The sequence below is a fragment of the Actinoplanes solisilvae genome, assembly GCF_003999975.1.
In the GTDB taxonomy this organism is placed as follows: Bacteria; Actinomycetota; Actinomycetes; order Mycobacteriales; family Micromonosporaceae; genus Actinoplanes; species Actinoplanes solisilvae.
Genome location: NZ_RJAC01000007.1, coordinates 91985 through 108858 on the forward strand (window position 1 = coordinate 91985; position 16874 = coordinate 108858).

The 16874-nt window shown below is 71.5% G+C and carries 14 protein-coding genes; 3 read left to right on the forward strand and 11 right to left on the reverse strand.

Annotated elements, in window-relative coordinates:
• Nucleotides 1-8: 8 nt before the first annotated feature.
• The 4 genes from EER30_RS19975 to EER30_RS19990 all read right to left on the reverse strand — a co-directional run bounded on the left by EER30_RS19975 (nucleotide 9) and on the right by EER30_RS19990 (nucleotide 4457).
• Nucleotides 9-335 carry a hypothetical protein gene (locus EER30_RS19975; RefSeq protein ID WP_127502020.1) on the reverse strand — a complete coding sequence of 109 codons (327 nt, stop codon included), beginning with the start codon at nucleotides 333-335 and terminating at the stop codon, nucleotides 9-11.
• Nucleotides 336-535: 200 nt separating this feature from the next.
• Nucleotides 536-1897, reverse strand: a complete 1362-nt coding sequence (locus EER30_RS19980) for an FAD-binding oxidoreductase (protein WP_127502021.1) — start codon at nucleotides 1895-1897, stop codon at nucleotides 536-538.
• Nucleotides 1898-1971: 74 nt separating this feature from the next.
• On the reverse strand, nucleotides 1972-2916 hold the full coding sequence (locus EER30_RS19985) for a 2-dehydropantoate 2-reductase (protein WP_127502022.1): 945 nt from the start codon (nucleotides 2914-2916) through the stop codon (nucleotides 1972-1974).
• Complete coding sequence (locus tag EER30_RS19990) at nucleotides 2913-4457, reverse strand: GMC family oxidoreductase (protein WP_127502023.1); 1545 nt, start codon at nucleotides 4455-4457, stop codon at nucleotides 2913-2915. Before EER30_RS19990 ends, EER30_RS19985 begins: the two co-directional genes overlap by 4 nt.
• Before the next feature lie 259 nt (nucleotides 4458-4716).
• Between EER30_RS19990 and EER30_RS19995 the strand changes: the two genes are divergently transcribed.
• A complete protein-coding gene (locus EER30_RS19995) occupies nucleotides 4717-5649 on the forward strand; it encodes an alpha/beta fold hydrolase (protein ID WP_205650314.1) in 933 nt (310 codons plus the stop codon).
• Here EER30_RS19995 and EER30_RS20000 read toward each other — a convergent pair.
• Entirely contained in the window at nucleotides 5603-8467 is a 2865-nt protein-coding gene (locus EER30_RS20000) for an AfsR/SARP family transcriptional regulator (protein ID WP_127502025.1), read from the reverse strand. The genes EER30_RS19995 and EER30_RS20000 overlap by 47 nt on opposite strands.
• A gap of 137 nt (nucleotides 8468-8604) precedes the next feature.
• Nucleotides 8605-9141: a sigma-70 family RNA polymerase sigma factor gene (locus tag EER30_RS20005; RefSeq protein WP_240670168.1), complete on the reverse strand. Its 537-nt coding sequence runs from the start codon at nucleotides 9139-9141 to the stop codon at nucleotides 8605-8607.
• Nucleotides 9142-9704: 563 nt separating this feature from the next.
• On the opposite strand from EER30_RS20005, the gene EER30_RS20010 reads away from it, so the two are divergent.
• Entirely contained in the window at nucleotides 9705-10514 is an 810-nt protein-coding gene (locus tag EER30_RS20010; RefSeq protein WP_127502026.1) for an alpha/beta hydrolase, read from the forward strand.
• 84 nt (nucleotides 10515-10598) lie between these two features.
• On the opposite strand, the gene EER30_RS20015 is transcribed toward EER30_RS20010, so the two are convergent.
• Both EER30_RS20015 and EER30_RS20020 read right to left on the reverse strand, forming a co-directional pair.
• Nucleotides 10599-11231 (reverse strand): response regulator transcription factor, encoded by a 633-nt coding sequence (locus EER30_RS20015; RefSeq protein ID WP_127502027.1) that lies wholly within the window; start codon nucleotides 11229-11231, stop codon nucleotides 10599-10601.
• Between the two features lie 94 nt (nucleotides 11232-11325).
• A complete protein-coding gene (locus EER30_RS20020) occupies nucleotides 11326-14130 on the reverse strand; it encodes an AfsR/SARP family transcriptional regulator (RefSeq protein WP_127502028.1) in 2805 nt (934 codons plus the stop codon).
• A 220-nt stretch (nucleotides 14131-14350) separates the two neighbouring features.
• Between EER30_RS20020 and EER30_RS20025 the strand changes: the two genes are divergently transcribed.
• Entirely contained in the window at nucleotides 14351-14542 is a 192-nt protein-coding gene (locus tag EER30_RS20025; protein ID WP_127502029.1) for a hypothetical protein, read from the forward strand.
• A gap of 46 nt (nucleotides 14543-14588) precedes the next feature.
• Here EER30_RS20025 and EER30_RS20030 read toward each other — a convergent pair whose 3' ends face one another.
• The 3 genes from EER30_RS20030 to EER30_RS20040 form a co-directional block, all read right to left on the reverse strand.
• Nucleotides 14589-15113 carry a MarR family winged helix-turn-helix transcriptional regulator gene (locus EER30_RS20030; RefSeq protein WP_127502030.1) on the reverse strand — a complete coding sequence of 175 codons (525 nt, stop codon included), beginning with the start codon at nucleotides 15111-15113 and terminating at the stop codon, nucleotides 14589-14591.
• 94 nt (nucleotides 15114-15207) lie between these two features.
• Complete coding sequence (locus EER30_RS20035; RefSeq protein ID WP_240670169.1) at nucleotides 15208-15747, reverse strand: sigma-70 family RNA polymerase sigma factor; 540 nt, start codon at nucleotides 15745-15747, stop codon at nucleotides 15208-15210.
• 284 nt (nucleotides 15748-16031) lie between these two features.
• Complete coding sequence (locus tag EER30_RS20040; protein ID WP_127502031.1) at nucleotides 16032-16832, reverse strand: GNAT family N-acetyltransferase; 801 nt, start codon at nucleotides 16830-16832, stop codon at nucleotides 16032-16034.
• Nucleotides 16833-16874: the final 42 nt, after the last annotated feature.

Genomic DNA, 16874 nt, shown 5'->3' on the forward strand with positions numbered 1-16874 from the left:
ACCGACGGTCAGAAGGCGCTGAAGGACTTGAACTCGCCCGCGCCGAAGGTCCGCAGCGTGCCGAGGCCGGTGGCCTGGCCGGTGCAGTCGGCGGTGCGGTAGGCGAGGACCGTCGTCACGTTGCTCCAGCCGACGAGCGAGTCGGCCTTGGCCGGGAACGCGGTGCACGCCCCGTCCGGGTCGGCGACGTTCAGCACCGGCTTGGTGAAGGTGCCGGCGTAGAAGGTCAGGCCGCTCGGCGAATCGGGGGCCGCGGCGGCGGGGGAGGCCGCGAATCCGAGGGCAGCCACGGTCGCGGTCAGGCCGAGAACTGCACGGGTCACACTTTTGCGCATGCGGGTGTCCTCCTAGGACATCGGTTGGCGCGGATGGATTGCGAGGTGATCCATCGGCTCCAACCTATTTCCGTCGCGGAAGTTCCGCAGCGCAAGTAATCGATTTGTAACCATGTGTTCGCCTTGTCGCGCTACCGCCGGCGTGGCTCGGCGGCTGGCGAAGGAGGCAGGGCCGGCGCGGCGCGCCGGCCCCTCGGAACTCAGACGACCTCGTGATTGGGCCGCAGAACGCCGTTCGGGTCGACCTTCTCGCGGATCGACAGGAGGCGTTGCCAGGTGGCGCTGTCGAAGGCGCGGGACGTGGTGCCCTGTTCCTGGGCGAAGTTCAGGTAGACCCGGTCGCGCGACCACTCGCTCATCGCGTCGACGATGCCGTGGATCTCTGCGACGACGGCGGGCTTCTGCGCGGGGTCGAAGACGGCACCCGCCGACTGCACCATGTACTGCGCGTCCAAGTGGGTCAACGCCCCCGCTGACGACGCCGGCCGGCCGAGCGCCCCGCCGAAGTGGCGCACCTCGGTCGTGAACACCGTCGAGCCGGAGTCGGGACCGGAGACGGCCATCAGCCGGTCGACCGCCGCCGCCGGCAGCGCGTCCAGCAGCCGATCGGTGGTCTCGCCGTTCGTCGGCTCCTCCGGGTCCATGTGGAGGCGCGCGACCGCGGGCGACGGCACCCGCCCGAACGTGTCCATGACCGGCTTCAGCTCGCGCAGCGGGGCGAGGGTCCGCGCGGCCAGGGCATCGTCCCCCAGGACCGCACCGTCGATCATGACCAGGTTCCGGCCGCGGAAGGGCTCCGGCAACTGCGGGATCGGCGGGAAGCGCAGGTGCCGATAGGTCGTGGTGAGCGCGGTCGGAGCCGAAGCCGTCCACTCCAGCCACCGTGCGAAGACCTCCGGCGCCTGGCTGAGATCCCACGCGAGAAAGCCCGCGTACGCCGTGTCGTGCGGGACCAGTCCGAATTCGAGCGCCGTCACGATCCCGAAACTGCCGCCCCCGCCCCGCACCGCCCAGAAGAGGTCCGGTTCTTGGTTCGCGTCTACGCGCACCTGCGTGCCGTCCGCGAGCACCAGTTCGGCCGCCGTCACGTGGCTCGACGCCAGTCCGTACTCCCGGCTGTAGAAGCCGACGCCGCCCCCGACGGTGAACCCGGCGACGCTGACGTCCGGCGCCGAACCGTGCAGAGCCGACAGCCCGTGCCCCGCCGCGCCCTCGACGACAGGAAGCCACAGCGTGCCCGCCGACGTGCGAGCCGACCGCTTGTCCGCGTCGATCGAGAACCCGTTCATGCGCGACGTGCGCAACATCACCGTACGGTCGAGGTCGTTGAAGGGGTGGGCGTTGTGCCCGGTGCCCATCGCCGACACCCGCAGTCCTTCCGCGGCCGCGGTACGCACGACGGCGCTGATCTCGTCGGCCGACGTGGCGAACACGACCGCCGCCGGATGCAGGTCGGCCCCCAGCGACCAGGTCGAACGGGCCTGGTCGTAGCCTTCGTCGCCGGGTAGGTGGACCTCTCGGGCGGCCCCCCGTAGCGCCGACGCGCCGCTGTCCTTGCTCATCTCGGTTCTCCCTTTCCCCGGGCGGCGTTGAAGATCGCCACCGCGGACTTAGAACGCGGTGCGCGGAGCGAGGTTCAGGAAGGGGCGAAATTCAGTCCGCGCAACAGGGCGAGAACCGTGCGGCACACCGGAACCGCGACGCCGTGCTCGTCGGCCGCCCGCACCACCGCGCCGACGATCAGTTCGTGCTCGGTGGGCCGCCCGGCGAGGCGGTCGTAGAACATCGAGCTGCCGTCGCCCGGCGGCAGCCCGTCCGCGAAGTCGATCGTGTCCTGCACGGGCGACGAGGGCAGCGAGACACCGACCGCCCACGCCGTCGCCAGCACCTCGGTCAGCATCGTGCGCACCAGAGACCGTACGGAAGGGTCGCCCAGCACCGTCAGGCGTTGGTCGGTGAGCGTCGTCGTCGGGTTGAGCGCCACGTTCAGCAGCAGCTTGCGCCAGGCGGCGGCCGCGAAGTCGGTGGTCGGCACGACCCGCAGCGGCGTGCCGGCGGCCAGCGCGGCGAACCGGTCGGCGTCGGGTCCGGCAGGGACGGTCACCAGGTCGCCGAAGCTCCAGTCGATGTGGCCGGGCGCTGCGACTTCGACGGCCAGATACATGAGCGCCGGCAGGATGCGGGCACTGGACGGCAGCCAGGGCCGCAACCGCGCCCCATGGTCGACGCCGTTCTGCAGAACGACCACCGTCGTCCCCGGTCCGACGAGTGCCCTGAGCCAGTCCGCCGCGCCCGGGACGTCGTACGCCTTGGTCGCCAGCAACACCCAGTCGACCGGCCCGGTCACCTCGGCCGGGTCGTCGAGCACGGGCAGGGTGACCTCGCGGACGTCGCCCCGCCGATCGACCCGCCGATGCCCCGAAGCGGTCGCGCGCCGGACGCAGAGCACGACGTGGTGCTCGCTCTCGTGCAGGACAGTGCCGAAGACCGAGCCGATCGCGCCGCTGCCGATCACCGCCACCGTGGACGTACGGAGTTCCGCCATGCCCGGCCTGACGAACTGCGGGTCCCTCAGGTTCACTCCGTGTGACGACGGCCGCAGACGAGTTCGGCCGCTCGTTCGGCGATCGCGCAGACGGTCGCGGCGATGTCGGCCGACGGCAGCGAGGGCATCACCGACGCGTCAGCCACTCGCAGGCCCTCGACGCCGTGCGGGCGCAGGTCGTCGTCGACCACCGGGCCCAACGCCAGCGTGCCGGCCGCATCGCCCGCCGGGCGGACGGTCCTGAGGGCGTACGCGCGCAACTGGGTTTCATCGTCGATCGCGGGGCCGGGGACCGATTCGGAGCCGAGAGAGTCGAAGGCGGTTCGGGCGAGGCGCAGCCCGGCGACCACCGTGTCAAGATCACGGTCGTCGGCATAAAAACCAGGGTCAACAGCGTCCAGCCGTACGATCCCCCGGCTCCACGGTTGAGCCGGAGTGATCTCGACCGTCCACCCGTGGCCGTCCGGGGTCACCGACCAGACCAGCCGCAGGTCGGGCCCGGGCAGGTCGTCACGGGAGCGGAGCAGCGCGAAAAATGGTGACGAAACCGCCAAGGGTCGCGCCGACTCGAAGAGCATCGTGGCGACAGGACGATCCTGCAGATTGGCCCCCACTCCCGGCAGGTCCACGGCCACGTCGATGCCGTACGCCCGCAGATCGTCGGCCGGCCCGACCCCCGAAGCCAGCAGCAACCGCGCCGACCCCACGGCCCCCGCCGCCAGCACGACCTCGCCCGCCGACGCGGTTTCCAGGCGTCCCTCCGCCGAGCGGTAGGAGACCCCGATGACCCGGCCGCCAGAGATCACGAGCCGGTCCACGTCAGCGATCACCGAGGTGACCGAGCCCGCCATCCCGCCGCCCTCCGCCATCTCGCCGCCAGGGCCGGCGAGGGCGGCGTGATCGACCACCCCGGCGGCCTTCTCCGGCCCGTCGCTAAACCCGGCTAGGACGGCGTGATCCACCATCCCGGCGCCCTCTTCTAACCCGCCGCCAAGATCGGAAGCCCGCGGAAAGAAGACCGGAATAGAAAGCGGGGCAAAAGGCGCGAAGGAGAGCGGGGAGGGCGGGTTTTCGGAGGAGGGCTGCGCCGAGGGCGGGGAGGAATGCGGGGCCGAGGATGCGGGGGAGGGCCGGGCCGAGGGCGGGAGGTTCGGGTTCGCAGACCGGTGCGGGACTGCGGAAGAGAAGGAAGGCGAGGCTGCGGGCGGGAAGGGCACGGCGAAGGGTGGCCAGGAGGGCGGGGCGTGAGCCGGGGCGAACGGCGGGACAGGGCCGGCCGTGGACTCGGACGGCGGCGACACCGACACCGGGCCGCCCCGGCCGCGGGTCACCAGATCGCGTCCCGGCGCGTCCTCGCTGCGTTTGAAGTAGGGCAGCAGATCGAAGAACCCCCACCCCGAGGGCCACCCCGAGTAGCTCGTGCGGTGGCCGCGCGCGAAGAACGGCAGGGTGTCGCCGGCGTCGTGCGAACGGGCCAAAAGCAGCACACGCAGCCCCGGCTCCCCGGCCAGCCGTGTGGCCAGCAGGCGCCCGGCTGTTCCCGCGCCGACGATGACCACGTCGTAGTTGCCCCGCATGGCGGCAATCTAGGTCGCGGGGCCCCGTCGATCCCGGACCGGAATCCGACACCCACTGTTTTCCCAGCTCAGAGTGCATGCAGCGTCCCCGAAAAGGGGTTACCGAGTAGGGAGGGCCGGCTGACCCGGGTGGGGACCCGGGGGTATGGCCCGTGTCCTGACCCGGGTCTCGCACGGGTTCGTGATCCCGGTCGCGTTGCGAGGGTGTTCACAGCGACGTTCGAGGGCTGGGGGAGAAATGGGGAAGCAGGTCAGGTTGGTGAGGACGGTGGAGCACCGGCCACTGCGGCGGGGCACGCACTCGGTGGACGTCTGCGGGCTCGTCCAGCGCTACCACGTGCGCGGTGGGGCGGGCCCGGTCTGCGTCGTGCTGCCCGGCGGGCCCGGCTTGTCGTGGGAGTACATGCGAATGCCGGCCCTGGAGCAAAGCATGACGGTCGTCTACGTCGAACCGATCGGCACCGGCGAGTCGGGCCGGCTGCCCACTCATCCGTACGGCTATGACCGTGCCTTCTATGCCCGCGCGCTCGACCGCCTGCTCGAGCACCTCGGCCAGGAGCGCGTCTATCTGCTGGGGCACGGCCACGGGGGCCGGGTCGCCCAGTTCTTCGCGCTGCGCAATCCGGACCGGCTGTCGGGGCTGATTCTGCACGGCAGTTCCCCGGTCGGCGGGGCCGAGCTCGAGGAGGAGACGCGGCACCAGTTCGAGCGGTTCATCCGGCGCAACCAGTCGAACCCGGGTCTGCCGGCGGTCATCGAGGCGGCCCGCACGATGCCCACGATCGCCGACGACCGCCTGCTCACCGCGGCCGTCCGCCGGGTCTTCCCCGCCCTGGTCGCGCACTACTGGAACCGCCGCGAGGAGCTGTCGCCGCTGCGGTCCCGGTTGCGCCTGTCCTATCTGTCGGTGCGGCGGGCCGACGGTACGGCCGACCCGGTCGACGACCGTCAGTCGCTGCGCAGCCTCGAGGTGCCGACGCTGGTGATCGCGGGCAGCTACGACGTCGTCGGCGGCATGCGATGGGGCCGCGAGCTGCAGTCGCTGATCCCGAACGCGCGGCTGCTCGTGCTGGCCTGGAGCGGGCACCTCGGGCATGTCGAGGAGCCGGAACGGTTCGCCGAGGGGGTGTCCGGCTTCGTCACGGCTACCCGGCCGATGGCTCTGCTGCACGGCGGGATGCTGGCTGCCTGACCGACAGGCGGTTCCGTACCCGGACCGCCGCCGGCAACCGCAGGCCGTCCAGTATCGCCAGGGCGGCCCGCCAGTGGTCCGGCGCCTCGGGGGAGTCGGCCGCGCTGAGCACGTCGCCGAGCGTGACCAGCGCGGCCGCCTCCTCGCTGCGGTTGCCCACCACCCGGTTGAGCTCGATCGAGCGGCGCACGTATTCGGCGGCGAGCACGAGGTTGCCCGCTCGCCGCCAGAGATTGCCCAGTCCCAGCATGCAGCTGGCCACGCTGCTCTGGTCGGAGAGTTCGAGATAGATGGCCAGCGCCCGCTCGAACAGGTGCGCCGCCGGCTGGTACTGCCCGAGCGCGGCCTGACATTCGGCGATGCCCTCGTACGCGCTGGCGATGCCCTTGCGATAACCGGCGCGCAGATAGAGGCGCCGCGCGGTCGCGAACTCCGCTTTCGCCGCGCGGTAGGCGTCCCCGCCGATCGGGTCGGCGCTGAGGCTGTAGCCGAGCGCCACGCCCATGTTGATGTGCGCGTGGGCCTGCTCGACCAGCATGCCCAGCTCGCCGAACGTCTGCTGGGCCCAGCGCAGGTGCGTGCGGGCCGCGCTTTTGTCGCCGAGGTGATAGAGCGCCCCGGCCAGGCAGCGGCGCACGTGGGCCTGCCCGGCGAGGTCGCCGTCGCGCTCGACGACCGCCAGCGCGCCGGTCACCAGGTGCAGCCAGGCACGGATCAGGCCGCTGCGCTGGAAGTAGGTCATCATCGTGGTCACGAGCTGCCACACCACTGGCCCGCGGCCCAGGTCGGCCGACCATTCGATCAGCTCGTGCACCACGTCCTGCTCGGCCTGGAACCAGGCCATCGCCCCCTCGAAATCGGCGATCTCCCCGACGACCACGCCGGCCGGCACCTCACCCGGTGGAATGGGTTCGAGCAGCGGCAGCAAGAAGCCGTTGGCCACGTACGCGGTGTGGCGGTAGTGAAGGAGCAGCCGGAGCCGGGCGGCCCGCTGCTCGTCCGGGCCGTCCACCTCGTCGCTCAGCTCGCGCAGCCGCATCCGCACCAGCGGGTGCAGCCGGATCCGCTGGGCCGGGAGCACGTCGAGAAGCTGCGCCCGTCCGAGCCGGGCCAGGGCGGTCCGCAACCGGGGGAGCGGCATCGCGGTGAGACTGGCCGCCGCGTCCGGTGCGAGGTCGTGCCCGGCGTGCATCGTCAACAGCCGGAGCAGGCGTACGTCCTCCGGCGGCAGGTCACGCAGCGAGATGTCGAACGCGGCCCGCAGCGTGGCCGCGACGCCGTCACCGAACGCGTCCAGCCCGGGGGCCGGGCGGCGCAGACCGGCGGCGAGCTGCTCGACGTCGCGTACGGGGAGTTCGGTCGCGATCGCCGCCAGCGCCAGCGGCAACCGCCCGGCCGCCTCGACGATCGTCTCCAGAACCTCGACCGGAGGGGCGGCCGCGCGCGGGTCGCCACCGGCCGCAGCCATCCGCCGGGCCAGAATCGCGCGGGCCTCGGCGGCCGGGGGCAGCCCCAGGGTGATCAGCTCGGCGCCGTCCGAGGCGGTCAGCCCGCTCATCCGCGTGCGGCCGGAGATCACCACGAGGCACTCGGCCGCGCCCGGCAGCAGCGCGCGGATCTGCTCGACGCCGTCCGCGTTGTCGAGCACGACCAGCATGCGCCGACCCGCGATGTGACTGCGGAACAGCGCCGCGCGGGCCACGACCGTCGACGGCACCGCATGCGGCGGCACGCCCAGCGCGGACAGCATGACCACCAGCGCCTCGGCCGCGCTCACCGCCTGTCTGTCGCAGGTGCGCAGGTCGAGATAGAGCTGTCCGTCGGGGAATCGGGCGGCCACCCGGTGCGCCCAGTGCAGCGCGAAGGTCGACTTGCCCACCCCGGGCAGGCCGTCGATCGCGACGATCGGCATCGCCCCGGCCCGTTCCGCCGCCCGCAGCAGCGCGTCGGCCCGGTCGAGGTCCGCTTCACGCCCGACGAACTGCGGCAGGTCGCGGGGGAGCTGCGCGGGGGTGATCGACGGGCGCGTGTCCGTCCGTTGCCGGGGCTGGAGCACCTCGTCGTAGGCCGCCCGCAGCCCCGGCCCCGGGTCGACGCCGAGCAGGCGGGCGAGATCGTCGCGCACGTTCTGGAAGACCTGGAACGCGTCCGCCTGCCGGCCGTCCGCCGCGAGCAGCAGCATCAGGCCCGCGTGCAGCGCCTCGTCGAGCGGGTTCAGCTCGGCCGCCCGCCGCACGGCCTGCAGCAGCGTTCCCACCCGTTCGAAGCCGACCGCCGTGCGGGCCGCGTCGCGCGCCACCGCCGCGTACTCCTCGTCGACCGTGTCGAAAGCGGCGTAGCGGCGGCCCTCCGGCGACCCGTCGTCGGCGCAGCGTCCGTGCGCCTGCGTCAGCGCCTCGGTGTAGAGCCGTACGGCCGTCTCGGGCAGGCCGAGGCGTTCGGCGTCGCGCGCCTCGTCGGCCAGCCGGCGGAAGTCGAGCAGGTCGAGCCGGGCCTGCTGAGGCGCGAAGCGGTAGGAGCCGGCCCGTCGCAGCAACCAGCGGCCCTCGGCGCGGGCGGGCAGCCCCGGTTCGAGGATGCGGCGCAGGGTTCCGACGAAGCGGTGCAGGCTGTTGGCCGCGCTGGCCGGCGCCGCGTGACCCCACAGCATGTCGGTCAGGTGATGCACCGGCACGTCGCGGCCGGCCCGCACCAGGAGCAGCCCGAGAACCTGGCGCTGCTGCCGCGGTCCCAGGTTCAGTTCGGTGCGCCCGTTCCACGCCCGCACCGGGCCGAGCACGCTGAACCGGAAGCCCGGCTCGGAACGCGAGTCACTCACAATCAGAAGAAGCTACTGGTCGGCGCGGTGCCACGGCCTCCGGGTGAGATATTGCCGTCTTCGTGTGAACCTCGGCGGCCCGCGAATCGTCGTATATTCCACCACTGGAAAGGCCGCCGGGCGCCCGGCTTCCCCGGTCAGTTCAGCGGGACGACCGCGTCCCGCAGGGTCTGCAGGGCGTAGTGCGCGCGCGACTTCACGGTCCCCACCGGGACGCCGAGCAGGGTCGCGGTCTCGCGGGTCGAATGGCCCTCGAAGTAGAGCTCCGACAGGATCCGGCGGTGGGCCTGGCTGAGGCTGCCCACCGCCCGCCGCAGCGCGTCGATGGCCAGCACCGTGTCGGGGGTGTCGTCGGCCGCCGGGATTCGGCTGAGGTCGAGCACGCTCGTCTCGGCCGGGCGCGCCTTGCGCATGCGGACCGCGTCGATGGCTACCCGGCGCGCCACGGTGAACAGCCACCGGCGGGCGTTCTCGGACTCCTCCGGCACGCTGTCCAGGTGCCGCCAGGCGCGGATCATCGTTTCCTGCAGAAGGTCCTCGGCGGCGTGCCGTTCGCCGCCGGTGAGGCCGATCAGAAAGTTGAGCAGAGGCCGGGAGTGCTCGGCGTGCAGCCGGCTCATGCGTACCTCAGACGTCACCGCGGTCGGGGACGGGGCGAGCAGTTCGGTGTTCACGGCGACGGCCTTTCCCTGTATCCGCAATCGCCGCCCGGTGAGCCCGGACCGGTTCCTCGCGGATCGGTGAACAGTTCCCTCGGCGCCACCGCTCGTCCGATTCCTCGAATGCGCGGTGGTCCTGTCAGCACAGTAGGGATCCGTCTATGGATTCCGAATTGATTGCCAATGGTTTCCGGCCGGTAACACACTGGTCTAGTAACTCGGCGCCGGCGAGAATTGCCTGATCAGGGTCTTGTTTGGTGTCAGTGGAGCGCGTTGCGTCACTTGTCTACGACTTTGCGCAACGTTCTGACCTGCGGTACCGGCACACTCTTCAGGACTGTCGGATGTTGTGCAATAGCCCCGGGGAAATGTGGCGCGTGGCACGTCGGAATTGACGTTTGGCCGACAGATCATCGGTGTTTTGGCAGGACCGGGCCGGGTGATAGCTTCATCCGCGGCGCAGTGGCGCTGCTCTCACTTGTGGTCAGTCCGGCGAGGTCCCACTTGTTTGCCACTTGATTTTCACTAATGGGCCATAGCGTCGGCTCCCGAAGATCCAACAACGGGAGGCAACACCGATGCGCAGCATCAAGCTCAAGACCCTGGCCACCACCGGCGTGGCCGTGCTCGCGGCCACCGGCGTCAGCGTGATCACCGCGTCCGCCGCCGACGCGAACGACAGGAAGCCCACCGTCGTGCTCGTGCACGGCGCGTTCGCCGACGGCAGCGGCTACAACGCGGTGACCCAGCGGCTGCTCAAGGACGGCTACCCGGTGGTCGCCGCGGCCAACCCTCTGCGCGGCGTGGCTTCCGACGCCGCCTCGGTGAAGGCGCTGCTCGACAGTATCGACGGCCCGATCGTGCTGGTCGGTCACTCGTACGGTGGCAGTGTGATCTCGAAGGCGGCGGCCGGCGACAAGGACGTCAAGGCGCTGGTCTACATCGCGGCGTTCCTGCCCGCGGCCGGCGAGAGCGCGGTCGACCTGTCCGGCAAGTTCCCCGGCAGCACCCTGGGCGCGGCGTTCAAGGAGGTCAAGCTGCCCGGCGGCGGCACCGACCTCTACATCGACCAGAAGAAGTTCCACCAGCAGTTCGCGGCCGACGTGCCCGCCAAGGAGGCCAGGCTGTCGGCCGTCGCGCAGCGCCCGATCACCCAGGCCGCGCTGGCCGAGGACGCCACCGGACCGCAGGCGTGGCAGACGATCCCGAGCTACGACCTGATCAGCGGGGCCGACCGGAACATCCCGGCCAAGGCGCAGGAGTTCATGGCCAAGCGGGCGAAAGCCAAGGTCAAGGTCGTCCAGGGCGCCTCGCACTCGGTGTTCGTCTCGCACCCCGGCACCACCGCGGCCTTCATCGAGCGGGCCGCCCACGAGAACGTCAAGTAGTCGGGGGCCGGAGGGGGCAGGCCGTGCTGGATCGACCGGCCGCTGTGAACAAGGACGCCGCGCCGGTGCTCCCGGCGCGGCGCCTCAGCGGGTGGCCACGTAGCCGAGCTCGATCGCGCGCCGGGTCAGCTCGGCCTTGTTGCCGGTGTTGAGCTTGGCCCGCAGCCGCTTGACGTACGTGTTCACGGTCGATTCGGTCAGCCCCATGCGCCGCCCGATCTGACCGTGGGTCAGCCCCTGCGCCACCCACCGCAGGGTCTCGATCTCGCGTTCGGTCAGCCGCAGCTCACGCGTCGACGGCACCGCGGTCGCCTGCTGCAGCAGCGACGGCGTGAGGTCGGCGGACAGGTAGAGAGCGCCGCGGCGCGCCGCGTCGACGGCGGGGTGCAGCTCGGTGGCCGCCGAGCGCCGGGTGAGCAGGCTGGTCGCGCCGCTCTGCACGGCGGCGAGCAGGTCCGGCGGGTCGTCCGGACGGCACAGCGCCACCGTGCGGTGCCCGTCGGGCATCTGCGCCCAGAACGCCGCGCCGGTCCGGCTTGCCGGACGGTCGTGCAGGTCCAGGACGATCAGGATCGGCTGGCGCTGACCGCGCAGCACCGCGACGTCGGCCAGCTCGTGGCGCACCGCGATGCCCGGCACCTGAGCGAGCATGCGGGTGATTCCGGCCCGGACCAGGCTGTCGGCCGCCACGACGGCGACCGGGTCGATGCTGTTCACCTATTTCACTGTCTCTCTTCCGCCCCGAAAGGGTGTCCCCCACCTGTAACGGAGGATCCGGCCGGTCGTTCAGATCAAGTTCGGTCAGAAAGCGTCATCCGGCGTGAAGGCGGTCACGGACCGTGCGGGCGGCGGGCAGCCGCAGGCTCTCCAGGATGTCGAGCGCGGCCCGCCACGCGGCGTACGCACCCTCGCCGGGGTCCTTGGCGGCCAGCGTGTCACCCAGGACGAGCAGCGCGGTCGCCTCGTCGGCCCGATTGCCGTCCTCGCGGTAGAGCTGCGCCGCGCGGCACAGATACTCGGCGGCCAGCTCGGAGTCGCCGGCCTCGTGCCACAGGCGGCCGAGGTCGAGAAGGCAGCCGCTCACCCCGTCGGTGTCCTCGATGCTCAGATACATCGCGATCGCCCGCTCGAACAGGTGGCACGCGGCCTCGTACCGCCCGGTCGCGGCCCGGCACGAGGCGAGGCCCTGCACGGCCGACGCGATCCCCTTGGGCTGGCCGATCTCGCGGAAGAGTTCCTCCGCGGTGGTGAACTCGCGTTCGGCGTCGGCGGTGCTGCCCCCGGCCGCGAGCACGAGACCGAGATTGTTGTGCACGTAGGCCTGCTCGGCGGTGCGGCCCTGCCCGGCGAACAGCTTCAGCGCCATCCGCAGCTGGTCGCGCGCGTGCCCGTTGTCGCCGAGGAAGTAGTGCGCTCCGGCCAGGCCGCGGCGCAGGTGGGCCTGCCCGTCGACGTCGCCTGTCCGCTCGGCCGAGGCGAGCGCGGAACGCATCGTGCTCAGCCACTCGTGGGCCAGCCCGCAGCGTTGGAAGAACGGCACCAACGTGGTCGCGAGCTGCCACATGACCGGGCCGGAGTCGAACTCGACGTCGTGCTCGATCAGCGCGCGCAGGGCGGCCAGCTCGGCCCGGAACCAGGCGAGCGCGGCACGGCCGTCGGCGAGGACCTCGACCGTGATGCCCTCGGGCGCCTCGCCGGCCGAGACGGCGGTCAGGTGCGGATGCAGCAGGCGATGGGCCGCGTCGGCCGTGTGCCGGTAGTAGCCGAGCAGCCGCGCGCGGGCCGGCCGCTGCTCGGCCGGTCCGTCGATCTCGTCGCACAGCTCCTGGGCGTACGCCCGCAGCAGCACGTGCGGCGCGAACCGGTCGGGGCCGCTCGGGGTGAGCAGATGCGCGCGGACGAGCTCGAGGAACGCCGCGCGGGTGGCCGCCGGTGCCGCCCCGGTCAGGCTGGCCGCCGCGGCAGTCGCCAGGTCGGGGCCGGGATGCAGGGACAGCAGCCGGAACAACCGGGCCGCGGCCGGGCTCAGGGTGCGGTAGGAACGGCCGAACAGCGTACGGATCTGGTCGGCGCTCTCGGGCCCCAGCGCGTCGAGGGTCGGCCCGGCCCGGCGCATCGCCGAAGCGATCTCGTGCAGGTTGGGCGCGGGGTAGTTCGCGGCCTCGGTGGCCACGACCGTGAGCGCCGCCGGCAGCCGCCCGCACGAGGCCGCGATGCTGTCGAGCGCGTCGCGCAGCGTCACCGGGTTCTGCTCGCCGATGATCGCCTCGAGGCGGCGGCTGAGCAGGGCCCGCGCCTCGTCCGGGCCGGGTGGCTCGAGCGTGATCAGGTCGGCGCCGTGCGAGGCGGTCAGCGCCGTCAGCCGGCTGCGGCTGGTGATCACCACCAGGCAGTCGGCCGAGCCGGGCAGCAGGGGCCGCACCTGGTCGACGCCGTGGGCGTTGTCGAGCAGCACGATGAGCCGGCGCCCGGCCACGTGGCTGCGATAGAGGGCCGCCTTCGCGCTCACCCCGGACGGGACGGCCTCGTTGGGCACGCCGAGCCCGGACAGCATCGAGCGCAACGCCTCGTCGGGGCTGATCGGGCCGTCGTCCGGGTCGTCGCAGCGCAGGTCGAAGTAGATCTGGCCGTCCGGGAAGCGGCCCGCCACGTCATAGGCCCAGTGCACGGCGAAGGTCGACTTACCCACGCCGGGCATGCCGTCGATCGCGACGATCGGCATGCCGGCGTCCTCGCCCCGGTCGAGCAGACGACCGGCCCGCTCCAGGTCGGAGCGGCGGCCGGTGAACAGCGGCAGGTCGCGGGGGAGCTGCGCCGGGTTGACCCGCACGCTCGGCGCTGGGCCGTCGACCACCATCTGCCGGGGTTGCAGCACCTCGTCGTAGGCGGCGCGCAGTTCGGGGCCGGGATCGACGCCCAGTTCACGGGCGAGGGCGTCGCGCACGGTCTGGAAGAGGCTGAACGCGTCGGCCTGCCGGCCACCGGCCGCGAGCATCAGCATCAGCCTTGCCTGCAACGCCTCGTCGAGCGGGTTCGACTCGGCCGCCCGGCGCACCGCGGGCAGCAGGGGATCGAGGCGGTCGAAGGCGACAGCGGCCCGGGCCGCGTCGCGGGCGACAGTGGCGTACTCGGTGTCGATGGACCGGAAGGCGGTGAAGCGCGGCCCGCCGGAGCCGTCGTCGACGCACCGGCCGCGCGACTGTCGCAGCGCCTCCACGTAACGGGCGATGGCCACGTCGCGGAAGCCCAGCCCTTCGGCCTCGCGCGCCTCGTCGGCGAGCCGGCGGAACACCATCAGGTCGGTGCTGCCCTCGGGCACGACGATCCGGTACGCGGCGTCGCGCCGGCGCAGCCAGCGGCCCTCCTCGCGGGCGGCCAGACCCGGCTCGAGGATGCGGCGCAGCGAACCGATGAACCGGTGCAGGCTGTTGACCGCGCTGGCCGGAGCGGAGTGCCCCCACAGCATCTCGACGAACTGGGGGACCGGCACGTCGCGACCAGCACGGATCAACAGCAGACCCAGAACCTGGCGTTGCTGTCGGGGACCGAGGTTGAGTTCCCGGTCGCCGTCCCACGCGCGGACCGGTCCGAGAACGTCGAATCGAAGTTGGTTCACAGCGTCGCTAAAGATAGTGCGGAATTCGCCGCGGTGAACCGGGGTGAGATCTTCGCAGCGCTGGTGAACTCAGGGCCGTCCCATTTCGTTGTCAACGTCAAGCATGGCCTCTGGCCTGCGGCGCAGTGTTCCATATCGCAATGTGGGGGCCGTTTCGAATACCCCGGCCGGGCCCGCCGTTGTCCCGGTCAGCATCCCCTAGCAGTCATGGAGTTCACACATGCGATCCGTTCGTTATGCCCCGCTCGCGGTGATCGCCTCGTTCGGGCTGGCCTTCACCAACGCCTGTGGCGACGAGAAGACGACCGCCGACGGCGGACTCGCCTCGGCCAACTACGAGGGCGGGCACGGCAGCGTGCAGGAGGGCTCCACCGGCATCACGGTCTACCTGAAGAAGCCGGAAGCCGCCTGATTGCCGGTCCCCGGGCCGCTGCCCGGGGCCTGCCACCCGGCCCGGCTCAAGCGACGCGCATGTGGCGGGTCAGCATCGCCCGGTCGGGTTCGGGCAGCGCGGCCAGCCGCCGCGCCGCCGCCGTGAGCACCCGTACGCTGGCCGGGTCGAGCATGCAGAGCGCGTGACGGCGGACACTCTGCGCGTACGACTGCTCGCTGCGCTCGAGCCACTCGCGGCCCTGCGCGGTGAGCACCGCGTACCACCCGCGCCGGTCGTTCTCGACCTGCGCCCGGTCGACCAGGCCCTGCTTCTCGAGCTTCTCGACGATCCGGCTCATGCGGCTCAGCGAGAGGAAGCCGGCCGTGGCCAGCTCGTTGATCCGCATGCGGTGGTCCGGCGCGCCGGCCAGGTGCCGCAGCGCGTTGTGCTCGCTCAGCGTGCTGTTCTGCTCCTGCAGCAGGTCCGCGGTGACGTTTCGCTGCACGGTCATCGCGGCGCCCAGGAAAGCGTCGAAGAACGCCTCCTCCTCGACCGACAGAACCTCGTCCGTCGCCGCCGTGCCCGTGCGGCTCTGAAGCCGACTCTCCATGTCCTTCAACCCTTCGCTGTGCTTGCCAGAGACGACGTGCCGAACCAGGCACTAGTTCATGAGCCGAACGTCTCGGAGATTCGGTGAACCTTTGTCAACCCACCAGAAAGAGGGCATCCCGCAGCGTCCGGATCGCGTAGTGCGCCCGGGATTTCACCGTTCCGATCGGCACGCCCAGACGATTCGCGGTCTCTTCCGTGGTGTGCCCCTGCACGTACAGCTCGGAGAGGATCGCCCGGTGGGCGTCGCTGAGCTCGTGCACCGCCCGCCGCAGCGACTCGGCGGCGATCACCGACTCGGGGGAGTCCTCGGTCGTCGGCATCCAGGTGACGTCGAGCATGGTCGTCTCGGCCGGACGGGCCTGGCGCATCCGCACCGCGTCGATGGTGACCCGCCGCGCCACGGTGAACAGCCACCGCCGGGCGCCCTCGCTCTCGTCCGGCACGGCGTCGAGATAGCGCCAGGCCCGCAGCATGGTCTCCTGCAGCAGGTCCTCGGCCGAGTGCCGCTCGCCGTTGGTCAGCCCGAGCAGGAAATGGAACAGCGGCCGTGAGTGCTCGGCGTGCAGGGCGGCCATCCGCTCTTCCGCGTCGGTGCCCGTGGTCGGTGACGCGATCGCGGTCTGGGTAGTCACGACGACTCTCTTCTCTGTGCCGGCGATGGAGCGCGACGCCCGGAGCTGCGAAAGCCACAGTTCCGGACGCGCCGGACAGGAGAGTAGGGAGACGTTTGTGGATTCCCACTGGATTCCGACTGGTTGCTTGCGAGTAACACCAGTTGCCAGAACCCGAATCGAGCCGCAAACCCACAGGTCAGCGACGCGTGGACCGTCAATGGATCGCCGATGGTGACCTGACGATCACGGCCACCGGCGTCTGAACGTCAGGTGAACGCCGGGAAAAGACCCAGGCCCGCGCCTCAGTCGCCCACCTCGTCCAGGGCGCCGGCCGGCTGCACGAAGTGGATCGGCGTGTTGGCGGTCAGCCCGAGGCGCTCGTAGACGGGCCGGCCCTCGGCGGTCGCGTGCAGCACCACACGACCCCTGCCGGTGGCCCGCGCGCCCTCGAAGATCGCCTTGCGGCTGACCGCCTCGCCGAAGCCGTTGTCCCGATGGCCGGGCAGGGTGGCGACCAGGGCGAGGAAGAGAGAGCCGGTGCTCGCGATCGAGGCGGCACAGGTCACCGGTTCGCCGTCGCGATAACCGATGAAGGCGTACGCCTCGTCGAGCCACAACTTCGAGCCGGCCAGCGCGTCACGCCCGACCCGCGTGGGCATGTCATAGGCGAGGGCGTTGATCTCCCCGTACGTCTCCAGGTCGTCCTCGGTCTCGACCCGGCGGAACACCAGGCCCGGGTGCTGCGGCTCGCTCAGCGACAGCTCGCCCGCCATGCCGGCGCCGCTGAACGCGATCTCCAGACCGGCCTCCTCGAGACGCCGCTCCAGTTCCTCCTTCGCGCGTGGGCTCAGCAGATCTTCGAACAGCCACAGGTAGCCGCCCTGGTCGCGGCCCCGCATGAACGACGCGGCCCGCACGAGCTGCTCGCTGAGATCCTCGGCCGGGATGTCCTCGCCGGTGAGTGTCAGCGTGTTCCAGAACGGGAACGTGCTGCCGGCCCACAGATAGCTGACCCCCTCGCCGGCCGCCGGCACCCCACCGCGGTCCTCGATCAGCCTCGTCCACACCGCGATGAGCTCGTTCTTCGACTCGACGGCTTCCACGTGTCACTTCCCCATTCGGCAGCGGTCACTTCACCCTGATCA